Origin of the sequence: Chryseobacterium camelliae, assembly GCF_002770595.1 — a bacterium.
Taxonomy (GTDB): Bacteria; Bacteroidota; Bacteroidia; order Flavobacteriales; family Weeksellaceae; genus Chryseobacterium; species Chryseobacterium camelliae.
Genome location: NZ_CP022986.1, coordinates 42,660 through 59,910 on the forward strand (window position 1 = coordinate 42,660; position 17,251 = coordinate 59,910).

The following is a 17,251-nucleotide window of genomic DNA, read 5'->3' on the forward strand; positions in this document are numbered from 1 at the left end:
TATATTGCAATATGACATATTGTGAAACATAATCAATAAATATATCAATGACTATGACATTATCAGAAATCAAAGCCATTCTGCCCACCCTGGATCATGTTGAGTTCCAGCTTGAAAATGGAATGTATGTTCCGGAGCATTTCCATGTAACAGAAGTTGGTATGGTAACCAAACATTTTATAGACTGCGGAGGTAAGATCAGAACTGAAAAATCAGTCAATTTCCAGTTGTGGAATGCCGATGATTTCGAGCACCGGCTAAAACCGGCTAAACTCCTTGATATCATTCAGCTGTCTGAAGAAAAGCTGGGCATCCAAGATGCCGGAATAGAGGTGGAATACCAGACCGAGACAATAGGGAAATACGATCTGGAATTCAACGGAAAGAATTTCCTGCTGAAAAACAGGCAGACGGCGTGCATGGCCGGGGATGCCTGCGGTGTCCCTGCGGAAAAACAGAAGGTAAAATTATCAGACCTGAGCAAATCCCGCTGCCATCCGGATTCCGGCTGCTGCTAAACCCTATTGTTATGGAAATAAAGACCATTATCCAAGACCATTTTTCCGAAGTAGCGGAAATCTACAGACAGGGACTGGCTACCGGGATGGCTACCTTTCAGAACGAAGTGCCGTCGTGGGAAGAGTGGGACGGAGCCCATCTTGCCTTTTGCAGGATTGCGGCAAGCGAAAACAATAAGATTCTGGGGTGGGCAGCCTTAACACCCGCCTTGGCCAGAACCGTATATGCAGGTGTAGCTGAAGTAAGCATTTACCTCGCAGAGGAAGAAAGGTGAAAGGGGATAGGCACTCTGCTATTGAATGAGTTGATTAAGCAGAGTGAAGCCAACGGAATATGGACACTGCAATCCGGTATATTTTCAGAGAACAAAGGCAGCATCAGGCTGCATGAGAAATGCGGTTTCAGGCGCGTAGGCTACCGGGAGCGGATCGCAAAGAAAAACGGGATCTGGAAAGATACGGTATTGATGGAACGCAGAAGCACAATAGTCGGGACAGACTAAACAGACACTCAATCAAAAAAACAATCATGTACCCAGCATTATCAGAAACCATAGCACAATTACAGGACGTTAAAGAAGAACGTAAAACTGTATTGGAACCTCTGGTCCGCTTTATACAACAAAAAGTAAACACCCGGCAGGCTGTGAACCTTAATTTCATCTGCACCCATAATTCACGCAGAAGCCATTTGGCACAGGTATGGGCACAGGCAGCAGCAGCCTGTTATGGCATCCGGAATGTCTGCTGTTATTCAGGAGGCACGGAAGAAACGGCTTTATTTCCTAAGGTTGCGGAAACACTGGCCGGTCAGGGATTTGAGGTTTTTAAAATCACGTCAGCAGATAATGCTTTATACGCCATAAAGCATGCAGGCAACGCTTTACCTGTCATTGGGTTTTCCAAAAAATATGACAGTCCTTTCAATCCTGTATCGGGATTTGCCGCTGTGCTTACCTGTTCCCGGGCAGACGACAGCTGTCCTTTTATTGCAGGAGCCGAAGAAAGGATACCGGTTACTTTTGAGGATCCTAAAAGTTCAGACCATACCCAATGGCAATCGGAAGTATATGCAGAAAGAAGTTTAGAGATCGCATCGGAAATGTTCCACGTTTTTTCCTCTGTTAAAAATAACCTATGCAGCAAAGACTGAAATTTACGGACCGCTACCTGACTTTATGGATCTTTCTGGCCATGGCAACCGGGATAGGACTGGGTTATCTCTTTCCGGATATCTCAGGCCTCATCAACAGCCTGTCGGTAGGGACCACCAATATTCCTTTGGCGGCAGGGCTGATTCTGATGATGTATCCGCCGCTGGCGAAAGTCGATTACACGCTTCTGCCAGATGTGCTGAAGGACAAAAAAGCAATCGGTATATCGCTGCTGCTTAATTGGGTCATCGGTACAATGCTCATGTTCGGGCTGGCTGTTCTGTTTTTACGGGATGAACCCGGTTACATGACAGGCCTGATACTGATTGGACTTGCCCGGTGCATTGCCATGGTCATTGTCTGGAACGACCTGGCAAAAGGCGACCGGGAGTACGCTGCCCTGATGGTTGCTTTGAACAGCATCTTCCAGGTGCTTACCTACAGTTTTCTGGTCTGGCTGTTCATCAATGTATTGCCGCGAAAATTGGGCCTTGCCGATTTCAATGTCAGGGTGTCTGCAGAAGAGGTTACGCAAAGCGTACTGATCTATCTGGGCATTCCTTTCCTGGCGGGTTTTATGAGCCGTTATCTCTTTATCAGATCAAAAGGCAGCGAATGGTACAACAGGAAATTTATTCCCAGCATATCACCTGTTACTTTGTATGCTCTGCTTTTTACCATTGTCATCATGTTCAGCATGAAAGGGAACCAGATCCTGGAATTGCCCATGGATGTGCTTAAAGTAGCCGTACCGCTCATGATTTATTTCGTACTGATGTTCTTCGTATCGTTCATGGTCAACAAATCCCTGAAAATCCCTTATGCTAAGAACGCGGCCATATCATTTACTGCCACTGGCAATAATTTTGAATTGGCGATAGCCGTGTCTATTGCTGTTTTCGGTATTCATTCCCAGCAGGCATTTGTGGGCATCATCGGACCTTTGATCGAAGTTCCGGTGCTGATGGTGCTGGTCAAGGTGAGCTTATGGTTAAAAGAGAGGTTTTAATATGGTTGAGGCATTTGAACTGGAAAAAAGGTGATGGTAATATCGGCAGCAGCATCAGTTTTGAAGGTAATAAAGTCTGGCTTTTTTAGACCTTTCCATTTTTTCTCATAACAGTTTCCGTTACTCTGTTAAACCAAACCTTGTCTGATCCATTTTTCACGCTGCCCGCTGGGTGATGGTCTGACTCAGGTTGCAGGACTTTGGTTTTGAGTACAACCTATCTGGGAAATTTGTAGCAGGGCATTTTCTGTTGCGCAGTTTAGTAAAAATCGCCGTACGTCTTCACCGGGAACCTCACTGCACTTTCAGCCATTAAATCTTCAACAGGGCGGCCGGAAATTTCCTCTGTTAAATGATCTGTACGCCCGAACCCGATTTTCCTGTTTTTTCCTGCGGTTATTTCGTGAAAAACATGGTCACAGAAGTCTTCAAGCGGAACACCGTGACTGAATCCCGGTCCCGCTAATGCGGTCTGCACAGCCGGCGGAACCAGTTCGATAACTTTGCACCGGGTGTTGGATAATGCATGTGCCAGGGTTAAGGTATAGCTGTGAAGCGCTGCCTTGCAGGCGCTGTATACGGGCGCGAATACCTGCGGGATATACGCTCCGCCCGATGTGACATTGATGATCATCCCGGGCTGATTGTTTTTTAGCATCTGCGGTATGAGAAGATGGTTCAGGTGGACAGGAGCCGATAATAAAATATCTATTTCTTCCTGTCTTTCCTTCCAAGGCGAATGATCCTCAGCAAGGGCTGTTCTGCGCTGGATGCCCGCGTTGTTGATCAGGATATTCAGATTTTCAAATTGCTCCATTACATGCTTTGCGAGCCATTCGCGCTCCTCCGCCTTACCGATATCATTAACAAAGGTAAGTATGCCCGGATATTCCCGGGCTAGCCGCTCCAGCTTTCCTTGATTCCTTCCGGTAACCATCACCTGGCTTCCTGCTTTTAAGAAACGTACAGCCAGTCCTTTTCCGATTCCGTCACTGCCGCCGGTGATCAGAACCTTTTTTGTCTTTACATCCATAACTGAATAGTATTTTAAGGCAAAGGTATAGAGGCCGTCCCGGAAAAAATGGTCATGATTTAAGTATTTCAAATGTCTTCGTAAAGGGACCGGCGATAAGACTTTGGGGTCTCACCGGCAAACCGTTTGAACCATTTGGTGAACTGCGAAGGATCGTAGGACAGCATATAGGCGATATCCTTAATGGCCAAATCTTTATCGGAAAGAAGTTTCTTCGCGGTTTCCAGTATTTTCATCTGATAGATGCCACACGGTGTTTCACCCGTTACCTGTTTGATGGTATGGCTTAAATGAGTAGGATGAATACACAACAGCCCGGCAAACTCTTCGATTTCAAACATAGTTTCTTCTTTTGCGCTTACTAAGTCAGCAAGGTGTTTATCAATTAATTGGACAAATGATTCCGTAATGTCTGTTGGCCGGTTCATTAATGTATTGATTTTTGTGTCTGGAATGTGAAGTTAAATATAAAGATTAAAGTTTACAATTTTTGTGTGAGAGGCATCTTAATTCTCATCATGTCCGTCCATATCAATGATCTCCGGTAATTCCCGGTTTGCAGCACATCATTGTACAGCATTTAATCTGCCATTTGTTCTCCCTTCTGCAGGTAACTGACATCACCAAAAGTTTCCAGCGTAAATTGGCCGTCTTTGTATGTTACTTTGGATACAGCTGTATTGGCCATAGCTCCGCCGGCAGCTTTTTTACCGGAACTATCCAGATCGGAAAGGAATATGCCCAGCGCCATGCCATGCCCGACAACCAGGATATTGCCCCCGCCGTTTTTCTGCTCTTTCTGTGCGATCTCACGGATGGCAGATTGTCCCCTTGATTTGACCTTGGCATAATCTTCCGCTATCCCCAACGTGTCGAGGGCTTTAAAGGCAGCCAGCACATTTTCAATGGTTTCATGTTTGGTTTTCAAGGCTTCAAAAAGCTCTGCCGAGGATTTATAATGTAAATACAGGGCTGCGTCTGTCCACATTTTTGTATTCTCGCCACCTTCGTAACTGCCAAAGTTGGTCTCACGTAAATCGGCTACTTCATGAACGGTCAGATCCTGCCGCCCTTTGCTGTCAAGCACCAGGCGGGCCGTTTGCCTCGCACGTCCCAGGTCGCTGGAATAGGCTGACTTGAAATTGATTTTTTCGCTCCTGAGCCCTTTGGCCAGGTTTCTTGCACCTTTGATCCCTTCCGGGGTCAAGGGAGCGTCTGCCCATCCCTGTACACGGTCCATGGTGTTGAGGATGGTTTTGCCGTGGCGGACAAAATAGAATACGACCGTATTGTTCTGACCGCGTTTCGCAGCCTTTTCAGACTGGCCGGATAGGCAGGTATGGAATACCATAAAAAGAAGGGTAGGGATCAACTGTAATTTTTTCATGTTGTTTATAATTATTTTATTTAATCATTTAATCATTTCTTCTGATAAGCAACGCAGAAGATTACCGGAACATTTGTCTGTACAAAGCGCTCTGAAGATGAAATTGACGTGAAACTTTTTCTCCCCATATAAAGAGCTAAAAACACATCGTCGAACATAAAGCTGCTGTTCATCAGATCGGGGTTAAAACTTAATCCGTGTTTTAAATTCTACTGTTAAGGGACGGATATATGTTCCGGCCAGCGGCTGACCGTACAAAGCCCTTGCCTGTTCAAGGGTCGTGGTATTGGTTCCCGAAATGGATCCCTGAGCCCCGCTTTGATTTAAAAGGTTGACCACACTCAAAGAAAAGTCTATATTTTTGTCGTATTTGAAATTGATGCCCGCGAAGGTCTCCCATCTTCCGGCAAATATCAGTGTGTTGGGATAGTTGGCGAATTCTTTACTGAAATACCGTGCGCTTGCCCACAGTTTATACTTTCCCCAACTGTAGCTCGGACTCAGTTCCACTAAGGTTTTCGATACACTGCGTGCGATATTTCCGCTGTTGCTGAAATGTTCACCAAAAACGTCAAATTCATAATTTTCATATTTTGGATTCTGGAACGTCAGCAGGGCCTGCATTTCGAAGCCTTTGAATGGTTTCAGTAAGATATCGGTGGTCCATCCTAACGTATTCACGTCATAACTGATGGTCTGCTTTTCGGTAGTTACGGAACCATCGCTTTCCTTTTTATTGAACGTCGAATTGTTTTTAAATTTTGTCCGCGATATTTTGGTAACCTTCGAGATCATATTGATCACCGGATGGTTGAAGTAGATACCGAAAGAACCGCCCGGGATCTGTGAGGTCTCAATATTCGGGTCATCAGCTCCGGCAAACATGCTCAACCTTCCTGCCTGCTGGATGTACATAAGATCAGCAAGCAATCCCAGACTCATCGGCTTGCTGTCAGTCCCCAGATTCGGAAATGCTTTATAAACGGCTTCAGCGGTCCCGGTCATATTCAGCCAGTCTTTCTTTACAGGACTTGTGTTTCCGGCGACCCAGCTTTTTCCGGCTTCAGCCCTGTTCTGCGCAGGATACCAGTCACCGTTGATCCGTTGCCACTCGGCCCTTGCTCCGATTTGAACCGTTAATTTGTCATTGATGTTCCATTTGTCGGTAGCTACAACTGCCAATTTGTTTTCCCAGCCGTTATAATATTGCATAGCCCGGTTGTAACTTCTGTTTCCGTATGGGTCGGTTGCCGGCTTCCAGGTGTTCTGGCCTGTAGGATTTCCATCGGCTCCGGTCTCTGCTGCGTACTGCTCGTAAATCAGTGCTCTTGGGTTAGGCTCTACCGAAAACTGATAACTGTAGGTTGCGGTATTTGCCTGACCTGCATTATAATATCAATTGTGGAGTCCTAACATCCATTCGTGGGCCTGGCTCTTCTTAGTCAGTTCAAAACGGCCCATAATGGTGTTCTTGACTGACCGGGGAGAAAAAAGCATGAGCGCATTCTGGACATTTCCGGTGTAAGGAGACGCAGGATGATCAGCGTAGAAAAACCTCCGGTCCCCGATCTTTGGTGAGGCATTGATGGAGGCTTGTGTAATATTCGTATAATAAGGATTGTACGTTCCGGCATCAGCATATTGGTACCGAACTGTATAATCCAGTTTCATTCCATTGTTAAACCAATGGTCACCAAGAATATCAAGAACATGAGACCGGCTTCCGCTGTCTTTCATGGCATCCCAGATCACGGCATTTCCGGTTAACGGATCGATGGCATGAATCAATCCGGACTGCTCCAGATAAGAATCTTTTCCGATCCTGAAACCGGGCAGAGCAGTGACCTTGCCATTTTCGTGATATATATAAGGGCTTTGCTTGATCGTGATCGCGCTGCTGTTGGCAAATTTATACTGCACGCCGATCTGTCCTTTTTTGTATTTTTTGTTCACAACCAGCTTAAAGATCTTTGTATCATCCAGAAAAGTTGCGATATTCGACCTGAATGTTCCCGGATCAAAATTTAAAAATGCGGTTGCTGAATAATACCAGTTGTTTTTAATCGGCCCGCTGATGTTGATATCACCCCGAAGCAACCCGAACGAGTTTGTGGTAAAGCTTACTGCACCTTTGGTTTTTTCCGTCCCCCGATTAGACCAGGTACTCACGGACACGCCCACATCACTGGCAAAAAGTGCCGTATTCTGCACGTTCAATACATCAAATTTACCGATACCGTTATCCTGCCGCCACACCGCTGTAGGCATCTGGCCCATGAAATCATACGATACCGGAAGTCCGTTTTCTAAGATGACTGTTCCTCCGACACTGGCAGGGAGACCGATATTCACTACCCGCGGACCATTGTCGGCAGCAGCATTCAGCATCATATTGTTTTTATCGGTTTTTACTTCCTGCCTGGGCCTTATCGAATCTTTTTTCACATTCCGGAAGGCTGTATTCTGGGCAAAATGCGAAGATGAAAAAAGAGATGTGGTAATAACAAAAAAGAATTTTGTTTTCATATCAATTTGTGTTTATCATTTCATTGCTTCCATATGAAGCGTTTCAATATTAAATGCTTTTGCTCAGATTAGCAAATAATATCTGGTAAAATCACTTAATACATATCAAAAGCTGTAAATCATGAAATTATATTCAAATATTTACAGTAAATATTGTGATGTATTGTAAAAAATTCTATTTTAAAAGAGGTGTTCGGAATGCCTAAGTGTTCCCAGGGTAAACAAGGATCAAGAAAAAGTATTGTCAATCTGTATAATGCAGTAACCAGAGAAATCAGCTAAAATCAATAAACCTGCAGCTATTTAAAGAACTCCCGGTGATAAGGCAAAAGCAGAATTTTATATGGGACATAAAAATACAGCCCGCTGAACGCATCCTGAAGTAAAAGGCAGGTAAAATCATCATGATGCATGTGAAGTTTCAAAAAACGGAACTGATCAGAAATAATAATCTCTTGTAATGATAAATTATGGTCTACGGATTCATAAAATAAAAAAGGCTGTCCCATAAGGCAACCTCTCTGTAATCTGGTATAATGGTATGTCTTGCTTAAAATTTCAGAGCAATGCTTGCCAGGTATCGGATGGGAGCCTGCGGTGTTAACCGGACAGACCATGCTCTCTCGCTTGTGATATTGTCAATCTTCAGGCCCAGCCTGTATTTCGGGCGGTCGTAGAAGATACTGGCATCAAACATTTTATAGGAAGGAATAATCACTTTTGCCTTCTGGGTATTCGTCTGGTAAGACATGCTTCCAATATTTCCGCCGAAGCCGGCTCCCAGACCGCTAAGTTTGCCTTTTAAAAAAGTATAGCTCACCCAGAAATTATACATATTCTGAGGTCCTGAAGCAGCCGGACGTAAGTTCAGAACAGACGCATCCGATTCCGTGTATTTACTGTCGTTATAGGCATACCCCACAATGATATTCAGCCCTGCTACGGGATTGGCCGTAATATCCACTTCTACACCTTTGCTGTACTGGGAACCGTCCTGGATGGAAAAATTGGCATCATCAGGATCTGTCCTCAGCACATGGTCAACATGAATGTCATAATAGCTGACGGTCCCTACAAGCCTGTGATTGAACAGATCTGCTTTAGCCCCGAATTCGAGCTGATTTCCTCTTTGGGGAACAAAATTATTTCCGTTCTTATCCACTCCGCTGATGTTAAAGAATCCATTGAGGTAATTTCCGAATAATGACACCTTATCTTTTACGATCTCGTAAACCAGTCCTGATTTGTGAGACAGAGCCGTCTGTGTATAAGGCCCCGCCTGAAGCCCGCTTACGCTGAGCCCTCCGGAGGTCTGGCCGGTCAGGATATTATATACTCCTTTGTAATGGAAATTATCTACCCTGAGGCTTCCCATGATTTTCAGCCGGTCCGTAATATCCAATACATCCGAAATATAAGCTGCATATGTATTATCGCTGCTTTTTTCTTTTCTCGGCGTACCGGTATTGGTCAGGTTATCCAGCATATCCCTGGTCACCCTGTAGGTACTTGGGGTGTTTACGAAATCAACTAGGGGTGCATTAACGGTGGTTCTGTCGAAATTATTGAAATTGTTGTAATAATCCAGACCGAAAACCATTCTGTTCCTGAATTTTCCGATGTAAAAATCTCCGATAAAGTTCTGCTGAAGATTGGTCGCGATAAAATTGGTATTTCCTATGATCACACTTGGCTGCAATGTGGTATCAGACCTTCCGTTCAGAGCGGTTATATAGCCGTTAATGGTTGATCTTGCCCTTGAGAATATCGTTTGAGAAGTCCACTGCGATGATATCTTATAGTTCAGCTGCCCGAAGATATTCATCATCTGGGTAGAGTAGGTGATGTCATCTCCCAGAAAGGTCTTGTCATAAGGGAAATTCATATCGGCAATAGACTGGATTTTATTGCTTTTGGTGTAAGGATTGAAACGGACTACCGAAGTCCCCTTTGCAATCCCGAATTCAACATCCAGTAATAAAGCTAACCGGTCATTGATCTGATAGGAAAAGCTCGGTGCAAGGGCCAAACTGTTGGTAAAGCCGTTATCCTGAAAGCTTTTTTCAAAGGTTGTTGCTCCGTTCAGCCTGAACAGAGCTGTTTTATCTGCATTAACCGGCGTATTGACATCAAAGGTAATCCGGTTGAAATTCCAGCTTCCTCCGGTATAACTTACCGCTCCGCCTTTTCCGTTATACGGCTTTTTGGTCACTCTGTTGAATAAGCCTCCGTAGCTGCTTGATACCTGGGTACCGAAAAGGGTAGTGGAAGGACCTTTGATTGCCTCAACCCGCTCTAAATTGGCATTGTCTAAAAATGAAAACGCGGCTCCGGCAACCCCGTTCCTGGCATTGGGCTCGGTATCAAAACCACGGGAACGGAAGGTCACCCTTCCCTGATTGGCAATCATCGGAATCCCGGCTCCGGGAACATTTTTTGAAACACTTCCCAGATCCACCGCCATCTGTTGTGCAATCAGCTCCTTAGGTACTATATTGTATACCTGTGGGTTTTCAAGATATTTGATAGGCAGTTTGGCAACATAAGGACTTTCTTTCCTTGTGATTTTAGGCGTATTGCCTGTGATTCTTACCTCCTGTAAAACCTGGATGTTTTCCTTAGACAGCTGGTATTTGAGTGCAGTATCCTCATTCTGCTTTACTTCTACGGGAATCTGCTGCTCCCTAAGTCCGGGCATCTGGATTTTCACCGTATAGTTACCCGGTGCAACCTGCGGAAATTTGAAATTACCGTAAATATCGGTAATGGTATTCTTATCCTGATCTATGAGGGAAACCGAAACAAGCTCCAGGGGTTCGTTATCAACAGAGGTTACGGTTCCTGAAATGGATCCGGTAGTGGTCTGTGCCAGAAGAAATGAAAAGCACAGAAAAGAAAGTAAAAAGATTAAACGTTTCATCATAACTGTATAAAAATATGTGCATTCCTAGTTGTTCATGTATTGCTGAGGAATACGGGAGACTTGGATAAAATGTGAAAATATTTTGTGATGAGGGAATCTTAGGTAGAATTGTGATTTTTACTGGATTTTATCATTCCGTATTTTGTAAAGCTTATTTAGACCAAATATTAATAAGGTGCAAATGTACTTAAAAAATCTTTTCTATTCCATAATCCTCTTATGAAAATTCTCATATACATCCATCATAGCCAGCTTTAAGGCACAAGATTTTTTATGATCAGTAATTTATTGATCGTCAGGCATGAATCGTAGTATTACGACATATTTGAAAAAATACTCTATTTCGTTTTGCCGTGAATGTTTAAGGTTATATATTGGTACAACCAAATCAACAAAAAAACCATGAAAAAAATGAATCTTGCTGCTACCTGAGCAGCCTGCACTTAAAGAATTTTTATCTTAAAATTCTGTTTCGGATCCATCTCAAACAGTCTTGTCGTAATCTGCCGATGGAGACCAAGCAAATTACCGACTGTTCCTGTGAACCAGATGGTCTCACCTGTAAAGGTTTTAGATAAGTTACCGCTTAACCTAAAAAATAAATTCATGTTTCAAGAACAGAATGATCTTCCCAAGCCAGGAACGGATTCATCTGCCAAAAGTTTGTCCAATCCATTAGATGATCTGATAGGCATGACTGATCCCGGGCAGACAATCATCAAGCCATTACAAGACGTCACGGATACGGAAAATAAGTTCCTTAACCAACCCGTTTTGCCTAATGACCAGGCCATTATCGAAGAAAAAGCGTGGTCAAGCCAGCCTACCTCTAAAATTTTTAATCCGGAAGGAATTATCGAAAATGCGATTGCGGGTATTAACCGGGTAGTGCGTCTTGATATTCATATTGAAGGAACACCTGTAAAATATTTCAAGCATTTTACACTTTCTCAAAGTGCAACAAAGCATCATCAGTTTGAACTTACCCTGGCCCATGACACGCTGGGTACAGCCGAAAACCATAACCTTGAAGAAGCTCAAAAATTCTTGGGAAAACGGATCAGCATCGTCTTTAAGTATAAAGATCTGGAAGGCGGCCCGGAGCGGAACTTCGTTGGTGTGATCACAGAGGTTGGTTACAGCCAGGAAAAGAGCAGTCTGGGAAATCTTGTATTAGCGGGAGCAAGCCCTACTGTTTTGCTCGATGCAGCTCCCCACATTCAGAGTTTTGCCGGTGCACAGCCTATGAGTTTAAACAGTATCGCTACTGAAGTGATTACCGAGGGACTTGGCCAGGGGAAATATGATTTCAGGGTTGATACGCGATATGGAAATGTATCATACAGCTGCCAGTATGAAGAAACACATTATAACTATCTGGCCAGGATTGCGGAAGCGTATGGTGAGCAATTCTTTTACGATGGCGAAGTGCTGCATTTCGGGAAGCTTCCTCCCCAGGAAAAACCGGTTAAGCTGACTTATGGGAGTAATCTCACCAATGTTAAAGTCAAAATGAAAGCGCAGCATGTTAATCCCTCTTTTTACGGCTATAACAGTAGTAAAAATGAGAAGTTTACGGGCGGAAGCACAAAAATTAATCATACATCCGATATCGCCAAGCGTGCCTATGAAATTTCCGAGAGGATTTTCCAGACCCCTTCGCTCCGGGTGGCTCCTATAAAGGCGTCTTCGTTTATGGATATAGATGCTTCGCAGAAAGGAACAGCAGGCAGTAAGGCAGCAGAAGTGTTTGTCACTTCCGGCAATACTACTGTTCCGTTTCTTTATCCTGGCTGTATTGCGGACATCGGAATGCGGAAAACAGACAGTAATGAAACTTCATACTTTACAAAGGTGATGATGGTTGAGGTTATTCATGAAGTTGATGCCCGCGGCTATTATAACGGTTCTTTTCAGGCCATTGCTTCAGATACCGGATTTATTCCGAGGCCGCAGTTTACGGTTCCTGTTGCAGAACCGCAGTTTGGAAAGGTCATCTCAAATACCGATCCGCTCAACCAGGGCCGAGTACGGGTCCAGCTGGACTGGCAGAAAGGAAATGATGCTACCGAATTTATAAGGGTAATGTCACCCGATGCGGGAAGCAGTGATAAGGTAAGTAAAAACCGTGGGTTCATGTCAATTCCGGAGGTCGGGGACCAGGTCATCGTCAACTTTGTTCATCTTCATCCAGACCGGCCATTTGTTATGGGAGGGCTGTATCACGGTGCGATTGGAGCGGGAGGTGGTACCGGAAATAATATCATGAGCTTCAGCGGCCGGAGCGGTGCCGAATTGAAATACGATAACGGTGCGGGATCTGTGAACCTTAAAGATCAGGGTGGTGCAAATATGCACTTTGACGGAGCAGGTAACGCGACGACCAATGCTAAAACATCACACAGTGTCAATGCCGGAAGCACCAGTTCAATCAATGTTGGCGGTAAAAAAGATGCACCACCCCAGGCACAGCTGCAGATGGATGCAGCCGGAAATATTACACTGGATGGCAAAACGAGCATTACCTTTCAGGTGGGTGGCAATAAGATTGTCATCGATAAAAAGGGAATTACAGGAACGGTAGCTGCCGGGAACATCAGTTTTGATGCGACTGCAGGAACGTTTACTATTCACAGTCAAGGTAATATGGATGTAAAAACCGATGCGGATCTGGCTATTAACAGTACGTCCTCGAAGATTACTTCAAGCGGCCCTACCAATATTACCGGTGCAGATGTCGAAATTAATAAGGGCTAATGATGGAGTTCAGCAGTCAGGATATCGGAAAGACAAGAAAGTATGCTTTCTTAAGAGAGGAACGCTACAGGTTTCAGGGACTTCGCAATGAAAACCATGTGGAAATGGGCATGACGGTGGATGTTCTTTCTGTCCAGCAGGGACTTCCCGTATTTAAGATCAGCATGCTCCGATATAAACAAAGCAATGCTATAGGAATGTACAGATGGGTTGGTGATCTTCATGAGATTAGAAATGAACTGATTTTCACCTTAGATGAAAATGGAAGGTTAGGTACAGTGTTAAATATTGAAGATATCAGGAAAAAGTGGGAAAAAATCAAACCGGAATTGATCAGGAATCATAAAACGGAGCCTTACAAAGATATTTTTATGACCGGTATCTCAGAGCTTCTGGAAGATCCGGTACAGCTTGCCTCCGCACTTAGATTTGCACATCCGTACCTTCTTTTATTTCCCGGAATTCATCATAACGATTTAAAAAAACAAGAAACTCTTAAAGGTTACCGCGAACTGCCGAATTTTTTGGCAACCAAAAACGTGCCTATCAATACGGCAGAGACCTTAACAGAACTTTCTGACGGAACTTATCGTATAGATGTTTCAGGATCAATTGATGAAGACCGGTTTGAACAGGATAAAGTCACGGCTATGATCAGAATTCTGAAAAACCGTCCCCGGGTACCGACTCAGCTCCAGTTGGGTTATATTGAGCGGTACCATCTGGATGAGTGGCCATGGTCTAGTCAAAGTATGTGTATGAGTATTGCTGAAATACCCGGTACGCTATACCGTGAAGAACGTAATATTTTAAAAGCCATATGATTTTTAAAATCGAGGATCTCGTTTTCCAAAATGACCGGTATTTTTTATTGATAAGGGGTGGCGATGCAGAGAAACTTGGAACAGAGAACTGTCTTGACCTCTATGCCGACAACCTTAAAATAAAACGCTTAACAGCCTGTAATGTATCGGAAATTTTGAGTATTCCAGGATTTACTGTGTTGGAATCCAAAGAAAACCTGAGTGGACTAGAGCGGATTTTCAGAAAAACTATGTTGACAGAAATCTGCACCTGCAATAAGAACGTTAATCAGAAATAAATGGATCATGGCAAAAAAGTATGTGCCGGAAGGGGTTTTTCTCGCTTGTGATAAAGGGACCAGTCCATCTACGTTGAGGGTTAGTTACAATAAGAATACTACGATATATTCAGTTCCGATGGCTACTGAAGCGGATAAATTTCCATTCTTCCATTTAAAGCCGATGGGGCTTTGCTCCTGCCCGGCAAAATGGGCAACGGGAATAAGCTGTCTGCCTACAGTTTTGCAATGGGACAATCCCAAAGATGGCGTGAAGATTAATGGAAACCGGATGTTGTTGGAGGATTCTACCTGCCAATGTATTTTTGGCGGTAAAATCAGCATATTTTTTGATAGGCCATCTGCGGTTGCTTATGGTCTGGGTGAAGGTAAGATGCCCAGCGATTATATAAAAGAGGGATTTGACTGGATTGAGAAGACAACGAAAGAGGGCAGGGCACTAAGAGATTCTGTAACTCCGGATTGGATGAAACCTATAACCGGCGCAAAGGATTGGTTTGATGATCTCAGTACAGGTCTGGTAGAAGGAGCAGTGGATGGTGTAGTCGGATTAGGAGAAGTGATCTATCAGGTGGGGCAGGATCCTGTAGGTACGGCAGAAGCTTTAAGCGGAATGGTGAAGGAAGGCTATGAGGCTACCACAGAGGCTATTTCTAATGCCTATAAGTGGACAACCACGCCCGGCAATTTGGAAAACGCAGCCAATGCTACCTGGGACTGGGCGTCCAAAGATGAAAATTGGGAGCAGCTTGGTGATAATATGGTTAAAGGGTTGCAGGATACCGGTACATGGATTGCTGAAAACCCAAGAACAATCGGAACAACGGTTGGCCAATTTATTCCTGATGCTGTTGCAGCTGTCTATACGGGTGGAGGTTCTTTAGCAGCGACTGCCGGAAAAACCGCTCTGAAAGAAGGTGCAGAAGTAGTGGTTGAAAAGACTGTTAAGGAAGGTGTTGAGGCAGGGGTGGAAAAAGCGGGTAAAGAAGCTTTGGAAGCAGGCGCTAAAAGAGGAACTGCTGAAGTGCTGGAACAGCTCGCTAAGAAGGAAGGAGGAGATATAGCAAAAGTTGTAACTAAAGATGTTGATGAAGTGGCAGAGGAAGTTGCAAAGAAAACATCGAAACCAAAATTAAAAGCAGGTACACCAGAGCATAAAGCAGCGAGATGGGAAGCATACCAAAAAAGAGGTGGAAAATGGGATTATGATAGATGGAGCAAACAATATGATACCAATATGAAAAATGCGCAACACGGTTTGGCTCGAGAACAAGCATATCGTGAGCAGTTAGGTGGAAAAAGTGAAACGGTAAAAACACCTCACACAAATAGACAAATTGATATCAGCAGACCTGACGAAATGTATGCAGGGCAATTAAAAACAGGAAAAATGTCTTTAACTAAGCAGGCAAAGATTGATATTGCAAAGGATGCCACGATGGTAAAACAGGGATATAAAGTTGAATATATTTTGGAAAAAGGAGCTTCACAACCTTTTTTGGATGCATTAAAAGCAAACGGAATAGATTATCACATAGGCCCTAAAATTCCTTAAACAAATAATAAATTATTATGAGTATAGAAAATTTAACCACGAAAGAATTAGAAGAAAAATTTGATAATTTTATTTTTAATATTGATGATTATATTGAAAGTTTAGAAGATAAGGCAGAACATCAAGATCTCAAACTTGATTTATCCTTGAATAGTTTGGAGGATTTGGAACAATTTATATTAAAGTGTGATATTTCTGTTAATAGTGATGAATATAATGACTGTTCTGCATATCTCGGGGAAGTTGTTGTACAAAATTTTAAAGGAAAGTGGATTTGTAATTTGGACAAAGAAAATAATTCACTTTATTATGGATTTCCAGTAGTTATAGGTCATTCAAAAGAAGGCGTATTATTCTCACCTTTTCATGTTGTTAAAGCGTTTATACTTAGAAAAAAACATAATCTATTTATTGATGCAATTAAAAGCCAAGTTGAACCAACTGAAATTGATTGGAGTAAATTTCCAAGTGAAGAATAAAATTGAATCCGTCTCACAACTAAAAGGTGGGAGGTATTTTTATTTGCAGAGATTTTTTAACTTGTTTAAAGGGTACGATACCATAAAATGTGTAAGTAAGTTATTTCCATAATTTTTTTGAACTCAAACCTTAACTTTGCTACCTTATCAACAGAAAGTAGTGGCATTGATGGAAAAACAGTGGGAAAAAAGGGATTGCTGATATAAAAAAAAGGGCTTCTTGATGAAGCCCCTCTAAGCGGAGAGTGAGGGATTCGAACCCCCGGACCTGTTACAGTCAACAGTTTTCAAGACTGCCGCAATCGACCACTCTGCCAACTCTCCTGAATACCGACGGTACCGCCGTTTTCAGTGGTGCAAATATAAAATCATTTTACCTGAATGCAAAATATTTCTGCCATAAATTTTCATTGATCGTAATAAGGCATTAAGAACCAGATGGAAATTTTGAATTCTAGATGTTAGATAATAGATAATAGACGGATAGATGAGGGACGGACACCTTGAATTATAAATTATAGATTTTAAATTTTAGATTAGAGATGAGAGACGGATAGATGAGAGACGATGGATTGAATTTTAGATTATAGATTTTAAATTATAGATTATAGATTATGAATCTTGACAAATGATGATTAACTGACTTTAAAGTATGACTTAGGAAAGAAAAGCCTTAAGAAGATAAAAACTGTAAAAGTTAAGAAGATTCTTCTGTCCGATGCACTAGGCACATCGAACTTTCAGTTTCGAGACAAAAAAGTAGGAAATAATGATTTGATATCCAAGATTTATAATCTAAAATTTAAAG

Annotated in this window: 15 protein-coding genes and 1 tRNA gene; 9 read left to right on the plus strand and 7 right to left on the minus strand. The window is 43.0% G+C overall.

All coding sequences use genetic code 11. The features are described 5' to 3' along the window. Window positions 1–53 precede the first annotated feature (53 nt). The 5 genes from CGB83_RS00180 to arsB are packed head-to-tail and all read left to right on the plus strand — an operon-like array spanning window position 54 to window position 2,681. Window positions 54–518 carry a DUF6428 family protein gene (locus tag CGB83_RS00180; protein WP_100073949.1) on the plus strand — a complete coding sequence of 155 codons (465 nt, stop codon included), beginning with the start codon at window positions 54–56 and terminating at the stop codon, window positions 516–518. Between the two features lie 11 nt (window positions 519–529). Then, window positions 530–793 (plus strand): GNAT family N-acetyltransferase, encoded by a 264-nt coding sequence (locus CGB83_RS20630; protein WP_335621869.1) that lies wholly within the window; start codon window positions 530–532, stop codon window positions 791–793. Window positions 794–799: 6 nt separating this feature from the next. Then, window positions 800–1,021 (plus strand): GNAT family N-acetyltransferase, encoded by a 222-nt coding sequence (locus CGB83_RS20635; protein WP_335621883.1) that lies wholly within the window; start codon window positions 800–802, stop codon window positions 1,019–1,021. Window positions 1,022–1,047: 26 nt separating this feature from the next. Next, window positions 1,048–1,671 carry a low molecular weight phosphatase family protein gene (locus CGB83_RS00190; protein WP_100073950.1) on the plus strand — a complete coding sequence of 208 codons (624 nt, stop codon included), beginning with the start codon at window positions 1,048–1,050 and terminating at the stop codon, window positions 1,669–1,671. After that, window positions 1,656–2,681, plus strand: coding sequence for an ACR3 family arsenite efflux transporter (gene arsB / locus CGB83_RS00195; RefSeq protein ID WP_100073951.1), 1,026 nt, complete (start codon window positions 1,656–1,658; stop codon window positions 2,679–2,681). The genes CGB83_RS00190 and arsB overlap by 16 nt, the downstream gene beginning before the upstream one ends. 259 nt (window positions 2,682–2,940) lie before the next feature. On the opposite strand, the gene CGB83_RS00200 is transcribed toward arsB, so the two are convergent. From CGB83_RS00200 to CGB83_RS00230, 6 genes are all read right to left on the minus strand, one after another. Continuing rightward, window positions 2,941–3,714 (minus strand): SDR family oxidoreductase, encoded by a 774-nt coding sequence (locus CGB83_RS00200; protein ID WP_100077425.1) that lies wholly within the window; start codon window positions 3,712–3,714, stop codon window positions 2,941–2,943. A 68-nt stretch (window positions 3,715–3,782) separates the two neighbouring features. After that, window positions 3,783–4,055, minus strand: a complete 273-nt coding sequence (locus CGB83_RS00205) for a helix-turn-helix domain-containing protein (RefSeq protein ID WP_172954666.1) — start codon at window positions 4,053–4,055, stop codon at window positions 3,783–3,785. A 239-nt stretch (window positions 4,056–4,294) separates the two neighbouring features. After that, window positions 4,295–5,101, minus strand: coding sequence for a histidine phosphatase family protein (locus CGB83_RS00210; protein WP_228420025.1), 807 nt, complete (start codon window positions 5,099–5,101; stop codon window positions 4,295–4,297). 183 nt (window positions 5,102–5,284) lie between these two features. Then, complete coding sequence (locus CGB83_RS00215) at window positions 5,285–6,313, minus strand: TonB-dependent receptor (protein ID WP_100073953.1); 1,029 nt, start codon at window positions 6,311–6,313, stop codon at window positions 5,285–5,287. A gap of 183 nt (window positions 6,314–6,496) precedes the next feature. After that, a complete protein-coding gene (locus CGB83_RS00220; protein WP_100073954.1) occupies window positions 6,497–7,627 on the minus strand; it encodes a hypothetical protein in 1,131 nt (376 codons plus the stop codon). A gap of 550 nt (window positions 7,628–8,177) precedes the next feature. After that, complete coding sequence (locus CGB83_RS00230) at window positions 8,178–10,550, minus strand: TonB-dependent receptor domain-containing protein (protein WP_100073956.1); 2,373 nt, start codon at window positions 10,548–10,550, stop codon at window positions 8,178–8,180. Between the two features lie 606 nt (window positions 10,551–11,156). On the opposite strand from CGB83_RS00230, the gene CGB83_RS00235 reads away from it, so the two are divergent. From CGB83_RS00235 to CGB83_RS00255, 4 genes are all read left to right on the plus strand, one after another. Further along, the gene (locus tag CGB83_RS00235; protein ID WP_228420027.1) at window positions 11,157–13,307 is read left to right on the plus strand and encodes a type VI secretion system Vgr family protein; all 2,151 of its coding nucleotides are present in this window, start codon (window positions 11,157–11,159) and stop codon (window positions 13,305–13,307) included. Further along, on the plus strand, window positions 13,307–14,131 hold the full coding sequence (locus CGB83_RS00240) for a hypothetical protein (protein WP_100073957.1): 825 nt from the start codon (window positions 13,307–13,309) through the stop codon (window positions 14,129–14,131). The genes CGB83_RS00235 and CGB83_RS00240 overlap by 1 nt, the downstream gene beginning before the upstream one ends. A gap of 285 nt (window positions 14,132–14,416) precedes the next feature. After that, window positions 14,417–15,964 carry a DUF4280 domain-containing protein gene (locus CGB83_RS00250; protein WP_100073959.1) on the plus strand — a complete coding sequence of 516 codons (1,548 nt, stop codon included), beginning with the start codon at window positions 14,417–14,419 and terminating at the stop codon, window positions 15,962–15,964. Window positions 15,965–15,981: 17 nt separating this feature from the next. After that, a complete protein-coding gene (locus CGB83_RS00255) occupies window positions 15,982–16,443 on the plus strand; it encodes a hypothetical protein (protein ID WP_100073960.1) in 462 nt (153 codons plus the stop codon). Between the two features lie 239 nt (window positions 16,444–16,682). Here the strand turns inward: CGB83_RS00255 and CGB83_RS00260 are convergent. After that, window positions 16,683–16,767: transfer RNA gene (locus CGB83_RS00260), tRNA-Ser, on the minus strand. Window positions 16,768–17,251 lie beyond the last annotated feature (484 nt).